Here is a 17927-nt window from a genome sequence, read left to right on the forward strand (position 1 = left end):
GAGCTACCAGGTCTCCGTTTTTTCGGACTGCAAATATACGATTATATCTGAGTTTACAAAACGAAAGACGTTTTTATTTTTTTATATAAAAAAGAACGTTTTGACTAAGTGACCTGGCTGGGGCTCGAACCCAGGACCCCAACATTAAAAGTGTTGTGCTCTACCAACTGAGCTACCAGGTCGGTTTCTTAAATCGAGTGCAAATATAGGGCGTTTAATACTAATTTAACAAACGTTTTGTGAAGTTTTTTACAATTTATTAATTAATCATTTCGGTTTTAAGAACTTAAATTTAGATAAATTTTTAGTTTTTTTTTGAAAGATAGAATTTCGGATAAGAAAACTGAAAAAATAAGCCATAGAAACATCATTTTATATATTTGATAAATGATTTATATACTATATTTGTCATCCAGCAAATCTAAATCTATGTGAACCGAAATTATTTTCGGAACGCTATTTAAAGATTGAAATTTTAGAATGAAGAAGAATATACTATATATTATTATTGCTTTGTTTTCGATAGTGTCGTGTAAAAAATCTGACAACCCAGAGGCAGACGTACCCGATTCTGAATATGCAAACAATTGTAATCAGGAAACAAAAGATGCACATTTGTCTAATTTTGCATTGAAAGAATTAAAGGAATTAATAAAAGATCAACCACAGATTATTCATCAAAAATTGAATGATCGTTGTTTCAAGGTTTCTAAACTTGGAAAAAATTTATACATTCAAAATTCAGATCGTTTAGATTCTTTGAAGATTAAAAACAATAATCAAGGAACGATGTTTTTGAATAAAATAACAGCAATACAGGTTTCGCAAGTGATTGTTTATAAATTAACATATTCTTTTCCTATTAAATTCTTGAATCAATATAGAGCAGAAATCAAAAAAGATGCGCCAAAATCTAAATACCATCATTCAAATTCAATCGTTACTAACGAAGATTATCAAGTAACTTATAATGTTGAACGTTATGATGCAAGACGTTTGGAGAATACGTATTCATATCAAATTGATACGTTTGATGGATATGCGAGATTAACTATTTTTTATTCAGAAGACTTACCAGTAGACTAATCATGATTATTTCTTTAGTAGGATATATGGGTAGCGGAAAATCGACTACCGGAAAAGATTTAGCCAAAGCATTGGGTTTCGAATTTATCGATCTTGATGATTTTATCGAAAATAAATATCAAACAAAAATTAGTGAGATTTTTGAAAAAGAAGGCGAATTAGGTTTTCGTAAAAAAGAAAGAGAAGCCTTAAAAGAAGTTCTGACTTCAACAAACATTGTGCTTTCTTTAGGCGGTGGAACTCCTGTTTATTACGATAATATGAATGAGATTGCCAACAATTCAATTTCATTTTTCATGCGTGTACAATTACCGCAATTGGTGAAACGATTGGAAAATAAAAAAGAAACTCGACCTTTAATTGCTCATCTTTCTAATGAAGAAATGATGGAGTTTATTGCGAAACATTTATTTGAACGCAATCAATATTATGAAAAGGCAAAATATACAATCAGCATTTCAAACCAAAGTACATTAGAGATTTTGGACGAAATTATGAAACATCTTAAAAAGGAGAAGATTTGGAATTAATCCAAATCTTCTCCTTTTATAATGATACCTTCAGTATCTTCTCCTCCCTCTTCTAAATAATCATCCAAATCTCGACGATCTTTTTTCGTTGGTCGACCTTCACCTCTTTCACGATAATAATCTTGCGAAAGTTTACGAAGCTCTAACACATCATATTCTTCTTTTGGCGTTGTATCCACAATATGTAAGGTTAATAATTTAGCTCCAATTCTATTATTTGGCACTTGCAATACTTTAAAAGATAAATTTATTTGATCTTTTCTCACCTCAATCGCATCACCTGGAATTATATCTCGCGACGCTTTTGCTACATCTCCATTTACTTTTACACGATTTTTTTTAACCGCATCAGCCGCTAAAGATCTCGTTTTATAATATCTAACACTCCAAAGAAATTTATCTAATCTCATTTAAAACTGAATATTTGTTAGGTTAAACTAATATTTTTTCTAAATTCGCAATATAAATCGAAATAACATGATAAAGAAATTCTTCGTTACTTTAATTGCATGTTCTGCTGTTTTAGTAGGATGTAATAATGATGATGATAACGGTGTGAATAAAGAAACTAAGATTCCAGTTGAAGAACGTAATGCATTAGATGATGAAGCGATTCAACAATACATGGAAGATTTTTACTTCAACTCTAAAGGTGTACTTACAAAATTTGATACCATCAAAGGAAACGAAGATGATGCTTATCCAACATTAAAATCTTTAGCAAAGCAAGATGAATTAGGAATTTGGTATGCCGAAAATCCTAATCATAAAGGAACAGGAAAAACTATTATTTCTAATGATAGTACTTCTATTTATCTAAGTTCTATTTCAACATATTTTGTTGCAACAAATAGTACAGACTACAAAAGAAAATATGGTTCTTTGGATCAGTTTTATTACTCAAGTATAAATACTGGAGATGGTTCTGCTACGCAAGATCCAACTTTTTATTACTTTACACCAACAGCAACTGAAATTAAAAATGGGGTAAAAAGAGAACACATCGAATTAAAAAACTTTGTAGAAGGATTAAAACATTTCAAAACAACTGAACGTGCTACAACTGACTTGTATAACTTTCAAGGTGTAATTATTTTACCTTCTCGTTTAGCTTATGCGAGAAACAAATATTATGTTACAAGCACAGGATTGACTGAATTTTCAGCTTATAGAGATGCAACTATAATTTTCAATTTCGAATTACCTAAAATCGAAAAAAGAACAACAGAATAATTATCTTCAAAATAAGATAATCTTACAAAAACCATCTGTATTGATGGTTTTTTTTTATCTTTAAATTTCAAAATGTATTAGAATTAAACCTAAAAAATGAGTATAATAAAATCTATTATCGATAACGATTTCTATAAATTCACCATGCAATTTGGCGTTACAAAATTGTATCCAGATGTAATGGCGCGCTATAAATTCATTAACCGTGGTGAACATCAATTTCCTGAAGGTTTTGCGGAAGAACTGCAAAAAGAAATCAATGCAATGGCTTCGCTTTCTTTAACCAAAGACGAAAAAAATTTTTTCACAATAAATTGCCCTTATTTAAGTCCTGCTTATTTAGATTTTTTGCAAGGTTATCGCTATGATCCAAATGAAGTAAAAATCACTCAAAACGGTACTGATGTAGAAGTTCACGTAGAAGGATATTGGTATCGTACTATTTTATGGGAAGTTCCAATCTTGTGTTTGATTAGTGAAATTTTCTATAAATTAACAAATGCGCAACGCATTTCTAACGAAGAAATCACAAAACGTACAAGCGATAAAGTTGATTTATACAATCGTCTTGGCGTTACAGTTGCGGAATTTGGTACCCGTCGTCGTCACAGTTACGAAGTTCATGATGTGGTAATGAAAGAATTAACAAACCATAAAGGAAAAAGCTTTGTTGGAACTTCGAATGTTCACTTTGCGCATAAATATGGTGTAAAACCAATTGGAACACACGCTCACGAATGGTTTATGTTTCATGGTGCACGTTACGGATTCAAAATCGCGAATTCAATCAGTTTAGATCGTTGGGTAAAAGTTTATTATGGTGATTTAGGAATTGCTTTGACTGACACTTATACGTCGGATGTTTTCTTTGGACAATTTGATAAAAAATTATCTAAATTATTTGATGGTGTTCGTCATGATTCTGGAGATCCGATTGAGTTTGGAGAAAAAACAATTGCGCATTACGAAAAAATGGGCATCAATCCTTTATTCAAAACGATTATTTTCTCGGATGGATTAAATTCAGAAAAAGTGGAAATGATTACAAAAGCTTTCAAAGGAAGAATTGGATTATCATTTGGAATTGGAACCAACTTAACAAACGACACTGATTTAAAACCTATGAATATCGTGATGAAATTGACCGAAATTTCTTCTATTGATATAAAATGGACAGGTGTTGTAAAACTTTCGGACGAAAAAAATAAACATACCGGAACGCCACGTATGATTGCTCTTGCAAAAGAAATGTTAGATTTAGATGACATTCCATCACATGATGCGCCAGAAAATGATTAAGAATATTCTTTAAAATAAAAAATGGAACTCAATATTGAGTTCCATTTTTGTTATCATTTAATATAATGAAAGATTACTTATTCATTAAATCTTCGATTTCTTCTGCTTCTAATGGAATATTTTGCATCAAGTTGAAAGGTTTTCCTTCTTTCTGAATTACATAATCATCTTCCAAACGAATTCCAAAACCTTCTGCTGGAATATAGAATCCTGGCTCGTTTGTGAAAACCATTCCTGCCACAAAATCATCAGTCAATAAACCATAATCATGTGTATCTAATCCCATATGATGAGACGTTCCGTGCATCATGTATTTTTTGTAAGCTGGCCAAGCTGGATCTTCATTTTGTACATCTGCTTTATCCAACAAACCTAAACCTAACAATTCAGAAGTATAAACTTTTCCTAATTCTTCATGGTATTTGTACCAATTATTCCCAGGAACTAACATCGTTTCCGCTTCTTTTTTACAACGTAAAACTGCGTCATAAACTTCGCGTTGGCGTTTTGTATATTTTCCATTAACTGGAATTGTACGTGACATATCTGATGAATAATTTGCATATTCAGCTGCAACATCAAACAAAATCAAATCACCGTCTTTACATTCTTGATTATTTTGAATATAATGTAACACATTTGCATTATTTCCAGACGCAATAATTGGCGTGTATGCAAAACCTTTTGAACGATTACGAAGAAATTCGTGAACAAACTCAGCTTCGATTTCGAATTCCCAAACTCCAGGTTTTACGAAATTTAAAATACGACGGAAACCTTTTTCTGTGATATCACACGCTTGTTGAATCAATTGAATTTCTTCTGGTTCTTTTACAGAACGTAAACGTTGCAAAATAGGGTTTGAACGTAAATAAGTATGTCCAGGATAATCTACTTTCAATTGTTTTACAAAACGATCTTCGCGCGTTTCTACTTGAGGTGCTTCTGTTACACGATAATGCTCATTTTTATTTACATAAACATTATCTGCTTCTACCATCAATTTGCGCAAAACATTTGGTAAATCTTGTAACCAAAGTACAGTTTTGATTCCAGAGACTTCTGTTGCTTGAGCTTTTGATAATTTTTCTCCTTCCCAAACTGCAATATGATCGTTTGTTTCACGAACAAATAATACTTCCTTATATTTAGGATCGTAAGCGTCAGGAAAAATTAATAAGATAGATTCTTCTTGATCAACTCCAGATAAATAAAAAATATCACGATGTTGTGCAAACGGTAACGTAGAATCTGAAGAAATTGGATAAATATCGTTAGAATTGAAAATAGCAAGAGAACGAGGTTTCATTGCTTTTACAAATTTCGCTCTGTTCTTTACGAATAACTCGCTTGGAATAGGATTGTATTTTGTTGTCATAAAATTTTACATTAATTATTATGACCAAATTTAAGAAGATGTTTTTAGAAAAAAAAGGAAAACCCTCGCAGAAACGAGGGTTTTAACCTTAACCAACCTAAACCTATGAAAAAGCCATTAGCCTTTTATGTTGACAAATGTAAGCTACTTTTTTTAAACTGCAAATTTTTTTTAAAAAAAGTCAATATTTTTTGAAGATCAATATGATAAAACGATAATATTCAATAAATAAGGTTTTAATAAAAATTCAATAAATATTCATTTGTAATATTTGGATTATTATTTATATATTTGCACCTCGAATTTTAGTATAAATAATAACTTAAAAGAAGTTAAAAATGACACATTACGAAACTGTTTTCATTTTGACTCCCGTTCTATCTGATTCTCAGGTAGAGGAAGCAGTTAATAAATTCAATGACTTTGTTACTGCTAACGGTGGTGAAATCGTAGCAAAAGAGAACTGGGGCTTAAAAAAATTAGCTTACCCAATTCAAAACAAAAGAAATGGATTCTACCACTTAGTAGAATTTAAATCAGACAATAACGAGTTAGTTTCTCAATTAGAAGTTGCTTACAAACGTGATGAGCGTGTAATCCGTTTCTTAACTGTGAAATTAGACAAACACGGTATGGACTGGGCAGAAAAACGTAGAACAAAATTAAAGTCTAACTCTAACAAATAAGCAAAGCTATGGCAATTGACGATTTAGCAAAAAAAGCAGCTGGAGGTAGCGAATCAGAAATCCGTTATTTATCTCCTTTAGATATCGAAACACAATCAAACTCAAAATATTGTCGTTTCAAAAAATTTGGAATCAAATACGTTGACTATAAAGACGCTGATTTCTTAATTCAATTCGTGAATGAGCAAGGTAAAATTTTACCTCGTCGTTACACAGGAACATCTTTAAAATACCAAAGAAAAGTTTCTAAAGCGATCAAAAGAGCTCGTCACTTAGCATTAATGCCATTTATTGGTGATCAATTAAAATAATAACCTAAATATTAAAATATCATGAACGTAATTTTAAGACAAGATGTAGAAGGTTTAGGTTTTGAATTTGAAGTTGTTTCAGTAAAACCTGGATACGCACGTAACTTCTTAATCCCTCGTGGATTAGCATCAGTTGCAACTCCAAATAACGTAAAAGCATTAAACGAAGTTTTAGAAGCTCGTAAAGCAGAAGAAGCTACATTAATCGCTGCAGCAAAAGAAAAAGCAGCTAAATTAGATGGTTTAGTTGTTAAAATCGACGCTAAAGTTGGTTCTGGAGACAAATTATTTGGATCTATCAACAATGCAGATTTAGCAGAAGCTTTAGTAAAAGCTGGTGTTGAAATCGAGAAGAAAAACATTAGAATCCCTGGAAATACTATCAAACGTTTAGGAAAATACGAAGCTAAAGTTCGTTTCCACAGAGATGTTGAAGTAGATTTCGGATTTGAAATTGTACCAGATGCTGCATCTATCAAAGCTGCTGAAGAAGCTGCTAAAACTAGAGTAGAATTAGCTAAATTAGATGCTCAAAAAGCAGCTAATGCTACTAAAGAAGAAGGTTCTTTCTTCAACTATGATAACCCAATTTACGCTAACGACAAGAAAGCGAAAAAAGAGGAAGTATCTGAAGAAGTTGCGACAGAAGAAACTCCATCTACAGAAGAATAATTATTATTCAACTATATAAAAAAAACCTCGCAATTTGCGAGGTTTTTTTTATGCTTTTATTTTAGATAATCTAACGTATTTACTTCTTTAAACTTTGGTGAACGTCGTAAGAAATCTTTAAAGAAAGCCGTATGTGTAGCTCCCATTAATACAAAAATACGATCGTCTTTTGTTATTGGCACATTATTCATATTTGAGAACATGGCTAAATTTCTATGATAATATTTCGCCGCTTGCTCTGCTCCTACTGGATATTTTTTGTATGAAACCGTCGTTAACATATCCGCATTAACTGCAACAGAAAAATCTAAAAATTCTGGTTGATTATAGTACTGCAATAACTCTTTTAATTTTACATCTTTTTTTGTTACTCCATTTTTCGATTCATTATTTCGGAACATTTCAATGTATCTTTTGAATGTAATCGAATCATCTTGCTCTTTCAACAAATCACCAAGCATATAAAGATAATCTTCTTGATAATTAATTCCGTAAATTTTCTTCGATCCGCTTAGTCTCCCAACTTCATAAGCCAATAACTCAACTTCGTTTGGATTTTCAAACTTCATTTTAGGATTAAGTAAATAATCTTGAAAAAGTTTATTCAACACTTTATTGCGAGAAGGATTTTGTTCAACTAAAATAATTGTAGGTTTAAAAGCCGCAATCTGCTTTGCTATTTCATGTATTTGACGAACATTATCTTGGTTATTCTCATCAAATTCAGTCGTACTTGCATCTGGAGTATATCCCATGTGAAAAGTTCCCATATTAAGAACTGGAATAGCATCATCAAATTTTGTTTGAAATTGATATTTTGTTTGAGCAGATAAATTCATAGTACCAATAAATGTAGCAATTGCAATAAATAAGTTTTTCATTTGAGTTAATTTTTAATTATGATTCAAATTTCTATGATTCTGAAAAAATTGACTTTTATTTATCGACTAACCCATTTGAATAATCGACGAATCACTTCACTTTTATGTAGAAAAGAATCTAATTTTACAAAAAACAAAAACAATGGAAGATGATAAAAAAAATTTAAGCTTCTCAAATCAAAAAAGCGTATTTATACTTTTAGGTTTTTGGGTTATTTACATTCTGTTTGATTACATAACAATTGGATTAGTTAATCTAACTAACGGAAATTCATTTTTTAAATCAATTACATTATTTGCATCAACAATGTATATTGTTCAGTTAATTACAATTTTTATTATCTATTTTTTTATTGCCCCCTATTTTCTTAAAAAAATAAATTGGAAATCGATATTATTCTCTATAGTATGTTCCTTTACAACATTCATTATTGTTCGTTATTTTATTGAGCAAATTATTACAGATTTTTTGTTCCATAAAGTCAATTATTTTGAAGGAACAACAATTAGTTTTTACATTTACGACAATTTACATTATGGTTCTTTTATCGTTTTTTCGTCACTTTTTTTATGGATGACATTCCATTCAATCCATACACTAAAACAAAATAACATCATTGAAAAAGAGAAAAAAGAAGCTGAAATTAATTTTCTCAAATCTCAAATTAATCCTCATTTTTTGTTTAATACACTCAATAATATTTATAGTTTGGTGAGTGTAAATTCTCCTCATTCGTTAAAAGCAATCGAAAATTTGAGTGCAATTATGCGTTTTACAACCTACGAAACCAATAAAGATAAAATTGAAATTGAACGAGAAATTGATTACATCAATCAATATTTAGATTTGGAGCAGATTCGTTATGGAGAAAAATTTTATGTCGAAAAAGAATTTTTGATTGAGAATTCTAAAAAATTAATTCATCCATATATTATTTCGCCTTTAATCGAAAATGCAATAAAACATGGTGTTGTAAAAGACATTAATCATCCAATTAAAATCAATTTAAAAACTAATTCTGAATACCTTGAGATTTCCGTTTCAAATAAAATTAATCAACATCAAAAAGATGAAACTTCAGGAATTGGATTAACGAATTTGAAAAAAAGATTGAATTATTATTTCGGAAATAATTATACTTTCGAAATTAAAAACGATTATGAAACCTTTCATATTTACTTAAAAATTCCATTAAATGACGAAAATTAAGTGTATTATTTTAGACGATGAACCTTTAGCTGTTGAATTATTGAAAAAACATGCTTCTGAAAATGAAAATTTAATTGTTTCACTTGCAACAACTGAAGTTTTTGAAGCAATTGATTTTCTCAAAAATAATAAAGTTGATCTTATTTTCACAGATATTCAAATGCCCGAATTGACTGGAATTCAGTTGATGAAAATCCTTGATCATTCTCAGAAATTCATTGTCACAACAGCTTATCAAGATTATGCTTTAGAAAGTTTTAATTTTCATGTGGTTGATTATTTATTGAAACCTATTACGAAAGAACGTTTTGATGCCTCTATAAAAAAATATGTTGATTTTTTTCAAACGACATCAACTAAAAATCAGTCGACTTATTTGTTTGTAAAAGCAAATGGAAAGCAAGTAAAAATTAATTTTTCAGATTTAATTTACATTGAAGGTTTGAAAGATTATATTCGAATTCATACCAAAACTGAAAAAATATTAGTCTTAGAAACCATGAAGTCTTTCGAAGAAAAATTACCAAATCATTTCAAAAGAATTCATCGTTCGTATATCATCAATCTTGATTTTTTAACTTCTATTGATGGAAATTCTGTTTATCTCAATCAGAAAATTTTACCAATTGGAGAAACTTATCGAAAAGAAATGAAGGATTTTGGTTAAGAATTATTAAGAACAAAAAATACTTGTCTTTTCGAGCTTGTCGAAAAATCTCAGATTCTTCATTTCGTTAACACTGCATTCAGAATGACAATAACAAAAAACTCCAACTTTAAAGGTTGGAGTTTTTTGTTTATATATTTCTTGTTCGTTGTATCAGCAACATATCAGCCAAAACCATCGCAGCTAAACTTTCTACAATAGGAACGGCTCTTGGAACAACACAAGGATCGTGACGACCTTTTCCATGCATTTCTACCATTTTGCCATCTGCATTCAACGTTGTTTGTTCTTGCATTAATGTCGCAACTGGCTTGAAAGCAACTTTAAAATAAATATCCATTCCATTTGAAACTCCACCTTGTATTCCTCCAGAATAATTGGTTCTTGTTGTTCCATCTTGGTTGAATTGATCATTCATTTCTGAACCTTTCATCGATGTAGAAGCAAAACCTTCGCCGTATTCAAAACCTTTTACGGCATTTATCGACATCATCGCCTGTCCTAAACGTGCATGCAATTTATCAAAAATTGGTTCACCTAAACCAACTGGCACATTTTGAATAACACAAGTTACTTCACCTCCAATTGTATCACCTTCTTTGCGAATTTCTTTGATACGATTAATCATTTTTTCTGCCATTTCTAGATCTGGACAACGAACTGCCGTTTCTTCAATTTTAGAAAAATCTAATGTAGAATAATCATTATCCAACTTCAACTCACCTACTCCGCTTACATAAGCTGTAATATTGATATTTGGAATCACATGTTTTGCAACAGCACCACCAACAACCCAATTAGCCGTTTCTCGCGCAGAAGTTCTTCCTCCACCTCTATGATCGCGAACACCATATTTGGTTTCGTATGTAAAATCGGCATGAGAAGGACGAAAAACGTCTTTTATATGATCGTAATCGTGAGATTTTTGATTATCATTCGGAATAATAAACCCGATAGAAGCACCTGTTGTTTTTCCTTCAAAAATACCTGAAAGAAATTGTACTGTATCTGGTTCTTTTCGTTGTGTCACAATTGCAGATTGTCCTGGTTTACGACGATCTAATTGCGCTTGTATCCAATCAAAATCTAATTCGATTCCACTTGGAACGCCATCAATTACACCTCCAATCGCTACACCATGACTTTCGCCAAAAGTTGAAATTTTAAATAGTCTTCCGAATGTATTCACAATAGTATATGTGTTTTTTGTTTTTATTTTTCGAATTGATAAATCACTGCATTAACATTCATTGCAGCTCCAACAGAAGCTAAAATAATTATATCATTTGCGTGAAATTGATGAGGAGCTAATTCTCCTTTTTTTATTAAATCAAACATTGTAGGAACCGTTGCTACAGATGTATTTCCTAAGAATTGAACCGTCATTGGATCAATTTTTTCTGGTACAGCTACACCATATAATTTGTATAAACGCTCTATCATTGCATGATCCATTTTTGCATTTGCTTGGTGCAATAAAATTTTATCAATATCGGTAATTGATAAATTTGTTTCATCTAACAATTCTTTAATTGCTGGTGGAACATTTTTTAATACGAATTCGTAAACTTTACGACCTTTCATATTAATTGTTTTGATTGAACCTTTATAATCTGGATTTGCAGAACGTCCATTTGTCAAGTAAGCCAATTCATCACCTGTATAACTTAACGTTTCGTGATTGATGATTCCATATTTATAATCAGCTTCTTTCGCTTCCAAAACAACTGCTCCTGCTCCATCTGCAAAAATCATCGCAGAACGATCATGCGGATCTACAGCACGAGATAACGTATCAGAACCGATTACCAAAACTTTCTTTGCAATATTTGCTTGAATAAATTGATGTCCTAAAATCAATGATTCTATCCAACCTGGACAACCAAATGTCATATCATAAGGTTTACATTTTAGGTTTTTGATTCCTAAATTGTGTTTTACTTTTGCCGAAATTGACGGCATAATATCAATTTGATGACCAACAGGATCAATATCTCCAAAATTGTGCCCAACGATTATATAATCTAATTCTTCTGGATTAACGCCAGATTCTTCAATTGCTTTTTTAGCAGCAAAAGTTGCGATATCAGAATTTAATAAATCATCTTCTACATATCTTCTTTCTCTGATTTCTGTAATTTCCTCAAATTTACGCGTAATTTCTTCACCAGTTTTATCCAAACGATTTCCACTTTCGTCATAAAATTCGTGGTTAACAAAATCTTCGTTCGTAACAATTCTATTTGGTAAATAGTGTCCAGAACCTGTAATTACAGAGTTTATCATATTAATATTGTTCAATTTTAATAAAAAAATAATAGCGACAAAGTTACACATTTCATTAAAATAGTCATGAAAAATATGTAATAACTCATGCCGAAATTAATAAAGTATAATTAATTTAGCAGCATGAAAAAAAATCCTTCATTAATTGGTCTTTTAATCGTCTGTGGATTAGCTGCTTTGATCGTTGTTGTTTATAACACTTTTTTGAGCAAAAAAGATGGGTATGTGATTGACAATCCATCAAACAAAACCTTGACAATCAAAATTAACGATAAAGATTTTACAATTGCACCGCAACAAAATGCAAGAGTAGACTTGAAAAAAGGAAAAGCGCATATCGTTTATAGTTTTAATAACAAAAATGTAGATACAGTTGTAGATATTACGAGAGCAAATGGTTTTATAAATCCAACGCATCAAGAATATTATACATTTACACGACCTTATGGTGTTAGAAAAAATAAAGATTCTATCTTTTTATCAAACAATATTGCAATAGATAACAAGATTTATCACGGAATTATCGAAAAATCTTCTCAATTATACATCGAAAACTTTTACTATAACATCGATCAAGATTATCCTAAAATGTTCATAAAAAGTAGTGGAAGCGAGAAAGCAACTGATTTATCGAAAATATTTAACAAAGAAGATTTTAAACAATTTTATTTCGAGAATTACGAATAAGATTTAGATTTTATAACTTTACAAAATGGCAAATCATCAACACGATGCAGTAACTCCTTACGAAGCATCAGATCTAAATAAAAAGAAACAAGTCGAGCAAATGTTCGATAATATTTCGCCAAAATACGATTTATTAAACCGTGTTTTATCAATGGGAATCGACATTCAATGGCGAAAAGATGTTATCAAAATGGTAAAAGCTTCTCAACCAAAAACGATTTTAGATATCGCGACTGGAACAGGAGATTTGGCAATTATGATGGGTAAAAATACCGATGCAAAAATTACTGGATTAGACTTATCTAACGGAATGTTGGAAGTTGGTCGCAAAAAAGTAAAAGAAGCTGGATTAGAAAATCGTATCGAAATGGTACAAGGTGATTCGGAAAATTTACCTTTTCCTGATAACACTTTTGACTGTGTAACCGTATCTTTTGGTGTTCGTAATTTTGAAAACCTAGAGAAAGGTTTAGCAGAAATTAATCGTGTTTTAAGACCTGGAGGAACTTTCGTTATTTTAGAATTTTCTTATCCTACAGCTTTTCCAATGAAACAGTTGTACACATTTTATTCTAAAAATATTTTACCTGCAATTGGTAAAATGGTTTCGAAAGATCAAAGTGCTTATACCTATTTACCAGATTCAGTTCGTGCTTTTCCACATGGAGAAGAAATGAAAAACATTCTGAAAAGTGTAAAATTTACACAACCTATTGATAAAAAACTTACTTTTGGTATTGCAAGCATTTATAAGAGTATAAAATAAATTTGCTTGTTATTCGTTGAAAGTCTATGAGAAAAAATCTAATCATCGCATTATCGTTAACTGTTGCTAGCATTGCAAATGCGCAGTTTCGCCCTAATAATGACAGAAGCGAAAACAGAACTGAAACTGATCAGAAAAAATTTAGTTTTGGATATTTCTTGGGAACTAATATGATGAGTTACAAGATTGTTCCAAAAGCACAAACAAATCCATTGCCAGGAACTCCTCAAATTCCAGAAGATGATGGAGTAAATGAACACGGTTTAGTTTATTTAGATCAAGAAAGTAAAGCTGGTTTCTCTGTTGGATTAATCGCAAAAATGCGAGTAAATGATTATATTGATTTAAAATCAGAACCAGGATTGCATTTTGCGCAACGTATTTTACATTTCAATAACTATTTAGATCCAGTAACTGGTGAAACTATTGATGATCCATCTAAAGTGATGCGTGAAGTAAAATCTACTTATATCGAAATCCCATTGTTACTTAACTTTCACGGAGATCGTTGGTTCAATACACGTCCATATATTCAAGGAGGTTTGGGTTATCTAATGAATTTACAATCGAACGAAAATAAAGAAGACGATAACGCTACTGGAGTTTTCAGAACAACAACGAATAACTTTAACTGGCAAGCAGAAATTGGAGTTGAAATTTATTTCAAACGATTTAAACTTACACCAGCTCTAAAAGGTATGTTCTTCTTTAATAATGAAATTGTTCCTGATAATTCTACTATAGATGACCCTAGAAATCCTGGAAGTCAAATAACAGTACCATATTGGACAGGAAGTTTAAATTCATTATCAACCAGAGCATTTGTTTTTTCTCTAAAATTTGAATAAAAATTTAAAGTCATAATCATAAAATAATAAAAACCATAAATAATATAATCACATGAATTTTCAATTATCGGAAGAACAATTAATGATTCAAGAAGCTGCTCGTGATTTCGCTAAAGCCGAATTATTACCAGGAGTTATCGAACGCGACGAAACATCTACTTTCCCAACTGATGCAGTAAAAAAAATGGGAGAACTTGGATTCTTAGGTATGATGGTTGACCCAAAATACGGAGGATCTGGTTTAGATAGTGTTTCTTATGTCATTGCAATGGAAGAAATAGCTAAAGTTGATGCTTCTGCTGCTGTTGTCATGTCAGTTAACAACTCTTTGGTTTGTGCTGGTATGGAAAAATATTGTAACGAAGATCAAAAACAAAAATATTTAGTACCATTAGCTTCTGGTCAAGTGATTGGAGCATTTTGTTTATCTGAGCCAGACGCTGGTTCTGATGCAACTTCTCAAAAAACTACTGCGGTAGATATGGGAGATCACTATTTATTAAATGGTACAAAAAACTGGATTACGAATGGTGGAACAGCTTCTACTTATTTAGTAATCGCTCAAACTGATCCAGAAAAAGGTCACAAAGGAATCAATGCTTTCATCGTAGAAAAAGGATGGGCAGGCTTCGAAATTGGACCAAAAGAACAAAAAATGGGAATCCGTGGTTCTGACACACATTCATTATTCTTTAATGATGTTAAAGTGCCAAAAGAAAACCGTATTGGTGAAGACGGATTTGGATTTGCTTTCGCAATGAATGTCTTAAACGGAGGACGTATTGGTATCGCTTCTCAAGCTTTAGGAATTGCACAAGGTGCTTATGAATTAGCGTTAGATTATGCAAAAATTCGTAAAGCATTCAAAACAGAAATCATCAATCACCAAGCTGTTGCATTCAAATTAGCAGATATGGCAACTAATATTACAGCTGCTCGTATGTTATGTTTTAAAGCTGCGGTTGAGAAAGACGAAGGAAAAGATATTTCTATTTCTGGTGCAATGGCAAAACTATTTGCTTCTAAAACAGCGAACGAAGTTGCTTCGGAAGCCGTTCAAATTCATGGAGGAAATGGTTATGTTCGCGAGTATCATGTAGAACGTATGATGCGCGATGCAAAAATTACTCAGATTTACGAAGGAACATCAGAAATTCAAAAAATTGTAATTTCGAGAGGAATTGCTAAATAATTTTAAATAAATATAATTATTTTTTATCTTTATAAGACATCTGTTAATGACAGATGTCTTTTTTTATTTATTTAATCAAAAAACAATACGTCGTATATTTGTGGCGGAAAAAATATAAAGAAGATGAAAATTTTTAGATTCGGACCAAAAGGTCAGGAGAAATCAGGTGTAATCATCGATGAGAAAAAATTCGATGTTTCAGCATCAGGAATTATTTATGATGATGATTTTTTTGGAAATACAGAAAAACAAGAAACTTTACAAAAATATATCGAGCTTAACATTAACAGCTTGCCATTAGTTGAAGATGATGTACGTATTGGTACACCTTTAACTCGCCCAGGAAAAATTGTTTGTGTAGGTCTTAACTTTGATGATCACGTAAAAGAAACAGGTTTACAACAACAAGCAGAACCGATTATGTTTATCAAAGCTAATCAATCGTTTAACGGACCAGAAGACGGAATTATGCAACCAAATGGTTCTACAAAAATGGACTGGGAAACAGAACTTTGTATTATTATTGGTGAAAAAGCAAATAATGTAACGGAAGAAGAGGCAATGAATCACGTATATGGTTATGCCTTAATTAATGATATTTCTGAGCGTGCTTTCCAAACAGAACGTGGAGGAACTTGGGACAAAGGAAAAGGATGTGATACATTTGCACCTGTTGGACCTTTTATTGCAACAAAAGACGAAATCGAGGATGTAAATAATTTACGTGTTTGGTTAAAATTAAACGGAGAATTAATGCAAGATGGTAATACAAGTGATTTTATTTACCGTATTCCTAAATTAATTTCTTACCTATCTCAATTTATGTCTTTCTTACCTGGAGATATTATTTCTACAGGTTCACCTGCAGGATCAGGAATGGGAAAAACACCTCAAGTTTGGCTAAAACCAGGAGATGTTATCGAATATGGAATTGAAGGTTTAGGTTCTACAACTCAAACTATTTTACCTTTCTCAAGAGGTTAAAATAAGATATCTTACAATAAAAAAAACCGTGCAATTTAAATTTTGAATTGCACGGTTTTTAAATTTTGTTTAGCGTCATACTTAATTGATTAAACAATAAAACGAATTCTTTTTCATACAATCAATCGATTAAATAGAACGTCTAATTCGAAAAAAATATTGGATATTCAATTAATTAACGTAATTTTGCAAACGTTTTGACAACCATCTAAATGGTACAAATCCATCAAAATGACGAATAATTCCTAAAATCTTTTGGGAAAACAGAATCATTTTGTACATTTGCACCCCGATCGGATTGTCGGTAATTTATAAAATATTAAAAATCAAGATAGTGGACACGTTAAGTTACAAAACTTCATCAGCCAACAAAGAAACTGCTCAGAAAGAATGGGTAGTTGTGGACGCTTCTGACTTATCATTAGGTCGTTTAGCGTCAGGTGTTGCGAAGCTTATCAGAGGTAAGCACAAAACAAACTTCACTCCTCATGCAGATTGTGGAGATTATGTAATTGTTTTAAACGCTGACAAAATTCAATTAACAGGTAACAAATGGGATGACAAATTATACATCCGTCACACAGGTTACCCAGGTGGACAAAGATCATTAACTGCGAAAGAAGTTTTTGCAAAAGATCCTGTACGCTTAATCGAAAAGTCAGTAAAAGGAATGTTACCTAAAAATAAATTAGGTAGTAAATTATTGACTAATTTACATGTATTTGTTGGTACTGAGCACAATCACGAAGCTCAACAACCAAAACAAATCGATATTAACGAATATTTATAATCTAATTCCATGGCAATAGTTCATAAAATCGGACGTAGAAAAACATCTGTTGCTCGTGTATACTTACAAGAAGGTAATGGAGAAATCTTCATTAACGGGCGCGAGTTAGCAATCTACTTCCCTACAGCAGTATTACAATACAAAGTAGAACAACCATTTTTAATCACTGGTACAAAAGAGAAATACAATGTAGATATCAAAGTATTTGGTGGTGGAATCACTGGTCAAGCTGAAGCAATTCGTTTAGCTATTTCTAGAGCTTTATGTGAAGTTGACGCAGATTTTCGTTTACAATTAAAACCAGAAGGGTTATTAACACGTGACCCACGTATGGTTGAACGTAAAAAATTCGGTCAAAAGAAAGCGCGTAAGAAATTCCAATTCTCTAAACGTTAATTTATTCAATTCATTAAAAAATCCA

The 17927-nt window shown here is 31.4% G+C and carries 20 protein-coding genes, 1 tRNA gene and 1 pseudogene; 16 read left to right on the top strand and 6 right to left on the bottom strand.

All coding sequences use genetic code 11. From position 1 onward, the window contains the following. Positions 1-109: 109 nt before the first annotated feature. Positions 110-182: transfer RNA gene (locus B3578_RS10960), tRNA-Lys, on the bottom strand. Between the two features lie 298 nt (positions 183-480). On the opposite strand from B3578_RS10960, the gene B3578_RS10965 reads away from it, so the two are divergent. Together B3578_RS10965 and B3578_RS10970 are read left to right on the top strand one after the other, a co-directional pair. After that, on the top strand, positions 481-1086 hold the full coding sequence (locus B3578_RS10965; protein WP_180904952.1) for a hypothetical protein: 606 nt from the start codon (positions 481-483) through the stop codon (positions 1084-1086). A 2-nt stretch (positions 1087-1088) separates the two neighbouring features. Next, a complete protein-coding gene (locus B3578_RS10970) occupies positions 1089-1616 on the top strand; it encodes a shikimate kinase (protein WP_180904953.1) in 528 nt (175 codons plus the stop codon). Here the strand turns inward: B3578_RS10970 and B3578_RS10975 are convergent. Further along, complete coding sequence (locus B3578_RS10975; RefSeq protein ID WP_180904955.1) at positions 1613-2026, bottom strand: RNA-binding S4 domain-containing protein; 414 nt, start codon at positions 2024-2026, stop codon at positions 1613-1615. The genes B3578_RS10970 and B3578_RS10975 overlap by 4 nt on opposite strands. A gap of 67 nt (positions 2027-2093) precedes the next feature. On the opposite strand from B3578_RS10975, the gene B3578_RS10980 reads away from it, so the two are divergent. Both B3578_RS10980 and pncB read left to right on the top strand, forming a co-directional pair. Further along, complete coding sequence (locus B3578_RS10980; RefSeq protein WP_286494656.1) at positions 2094-2849, top strand: hypothetical protein; 756 nt, start codon at positions 2094-2096, stop codon at positions 2847-2849. 96 nt (positions 2850-2945) lie between these two features. Beyond that, positions 2946-4148, top strand: a complete 1203-nt coding sequence (pncB, locus tag B3578_RS10985; RefSeq protein ID WP_280062556.1) for a nicotinate phosphoribosyltransferase — start codon at positions 2946-2948, stop codon at positions 4146-4148. Positions 4149-4221: 73 nt separating this feature from the next. On the opposite strand, the gene B3578_RS10990 is transcribed toward pncB, so the two are convergent. Next, a complete protein-coding gene (locus B3578_RS10990) occupies positions 4222-5526 on the bottom strand; it encodes an aminopeptidase P family protein (RefSeq protein WP_180904959.1) in 1305 nt (434 codons plus the stop codon). Positions 5527-5864: 338 nt separating this feature from the next. Here B3578_RS10990 and rpsF point away from each other — a divergent pair, with 338 nt between their 5' ends. The 3 genes and pseudogenes from rpsF to rplI all read left to right on the top strand — a co-directional run. Continuing rightward, on the top strand, positions 5865-6212 hold the full coding sequence (gene rpsF / locus B3578_RS10995; protein WP_038334492.1) for a 30S ribosomal protein S6: 348 nt from the start codon (positions 5865-5867) through the stop codon (positions 6210-6212). 8 nt (positions 6213-6220) lie between these two features. Further along, positions 6221-6523 (top strand): 30S ribosomal protein S18, encoded by a 303-nt coding sequence (gene rpsR / locus B3578_RS11000; protein ID WP_019976570.1) that lies wholly within the window; start codon positions 6221-6223, stop codon positions 6521-6523. Between the two features lie 21 nt (positions 6524-6544). Further along, positions 6545-7042 (top strand): annotated as a pseudogene (gene rplI / locus B3578_RS11005) (50S ribosomal protein L9); the annotation flags it as partial. A 209-nt stretch (positions 7043-7251) separates the two neighbouring features. Here rplI and B3578_RS11010 read toward each other — a convergent pair. Continuing rightward, positions 7252-8076: a DUF5694 domain-containing protein gene (locus B3578_RS11010; RefSeq protein WP_280038012.1), complete on the bottom strand. Its 825-nt coding sequence runs from the start codon at positions 8074-8076 to the stop codon at positions 7252-7254. A gap of 469 nt (positions 8077-8545) precedes the next feature. Here B3578_RS11010 and B3578_RS11015 point away from each other — a divergent pair, with 469 nt between their 5' ends. After that, a complete protein-coding gene (locus B3578_RS11015) occupies positions 8546-9286 on the top strand; it encodes a sensor histidine kinase (protein ID WP_185144074.1) in 741 nt (246 codons plus the stop codon). Further along, complete coding sequence (locus B3578_RS11020) at positions 9273-9953, top strand: LytR/AlgR family response regulator transcription factor (RefSeq protein ID WP_125348776.1); 681 nt, start codon at positions 9273-9275, stop codon at positions 9951-9953. Before B3578_RS11015 ends, B3578_RS11020 begins: the two co-directional genes overlap by 14 nt. A 130-nt stretch (positions 9954-10083) precedes the next feature. Here the strand turns inward: B3578_RS11020 and aroC are convergent, their stop codons facing one another. Beyond that, on the bottom strand, positions 10084-11142 hold the full coding sequence (gene aroC, locus B3578_RS11025; protein WP_115001405.1) for a chorismate synthase: 1059 nt from the start codon (positions 11140-11142) through the stop codon (positions 10084-10086). A gap of 23 nt (positions 11143-11165) precedes the next feature. Then, positions 11166-12239 carry a 3-oxoacyl-ACP synthase III family protein gene (locus tag B3578_RS11030; RefSeq protein ID WP_291048680.1) on the bottom strand — a complete coding sequence of 358 codons (1074 nt, stop codon included), beginning with the start codon at positions 12237-12239 and terminating at the stop codon, positions 11166-11168. A gap of 123 nt (positions 12240-12362) precedes the next feature. Here B3578_RS11030 and B3578_RS11035 point away from each other — a divergent pair, with 123 nt between their 5' ends. From B3578_RS11035 to rpsI, 7 genes are all read left to right on the top strand, one after another. Beyond that, positions 12363-12926 (top strand): hypothetical protein, encoded by a 564-nt coding sequence (locus B3578_RS11035; RefSeq protein ID WP_291048683.1) that lies wholly within the window; start codon positions 12363-12365, stop codon positions 12924-12926. A gap of 25 nt (positions 12927-12951) precedes the next feature. Next, entirely contained in the window at positions 12952-13692 is a 741-nt protein-coding gene (gene ubiE, locus B3578_RS11040; RefSeq protein WP_038334486.1) for a bifunctional demethylmenaquinone methyltransferase/2-methoxy-6-polyprenyl-1,4-benzoquinol methylase UbiE, read from the top strand. 26 nt (positions 13693-13718) lie between these two features. Next, the gene (locus B3578_RS11045; RefSeq protein ID WP_291048687.1) at positions 13719-14540 is read left to right on the top strand and encodes a porin family protein; all 822 of its coding nucleotides are present in this window, start codon (positions 13719-13721) and stop codon (positions 14538-14540) included. A gap of 52 nt (positions 14541-14592) precedes the next feature. Then, entirely contained in the window at positions 14593-15732 is a 1140-nt protein-coding gene (locus tag B3578_RS11050; protein WP_115001412.1) for an acyl-CoA dehydrogenase family protein, read from the top strand. Positions 15733-15855: 123 nt separating this feature from the next. Then, complete coding sequence (locus tag B3578_RS11055; RefSeq protein WP_125348772.1) at positions 15856-16716, top strand: fumarylacetoacetate hydrolase family protein; 861 nt, start codon at positions 15856-15858, stop codon at positions 16714-16716. A 334-nt stretch (positions 16717-17050) separates the two neighbouring features. Further along, complete coding sequence (gene rplM / locus B3578_RS11060) at positions 17051-17506, top strand: 50S ribosomal protein L13 (RefSeq protein ID WP_038334665.1); 456 nt, start codon at positions 17051-17053, stop codon at positions 17504-17506. Positions 17507-17515: 9 nt separating this feature from the next. Further along, positions 17516-17902 carry a 30S ribosomal protein S9 gene (gene rpsI, locus B3578_RS11065; protein WP_038334481.1) on the top strand — a complete coding sequence of 129 codons (387 nt, stop codon included), beginning with the start codon at positions 17516-17518 and terminating at the stop codon, positions 17900-17902. Positions 17903-17927: the final 25 nt, after the last annotated feature.

The sequence above is a fragment of the Empedobacter sp. UBA1574 genome (assembly GCF_002322895.1).
GTDB classification, from domain to species: Bacteria; Bacteroidota; Bacteroidia; order Flavobacteriales; family Weeksellaceae; genus Empedobacter; species Empedobacter falsenii_B.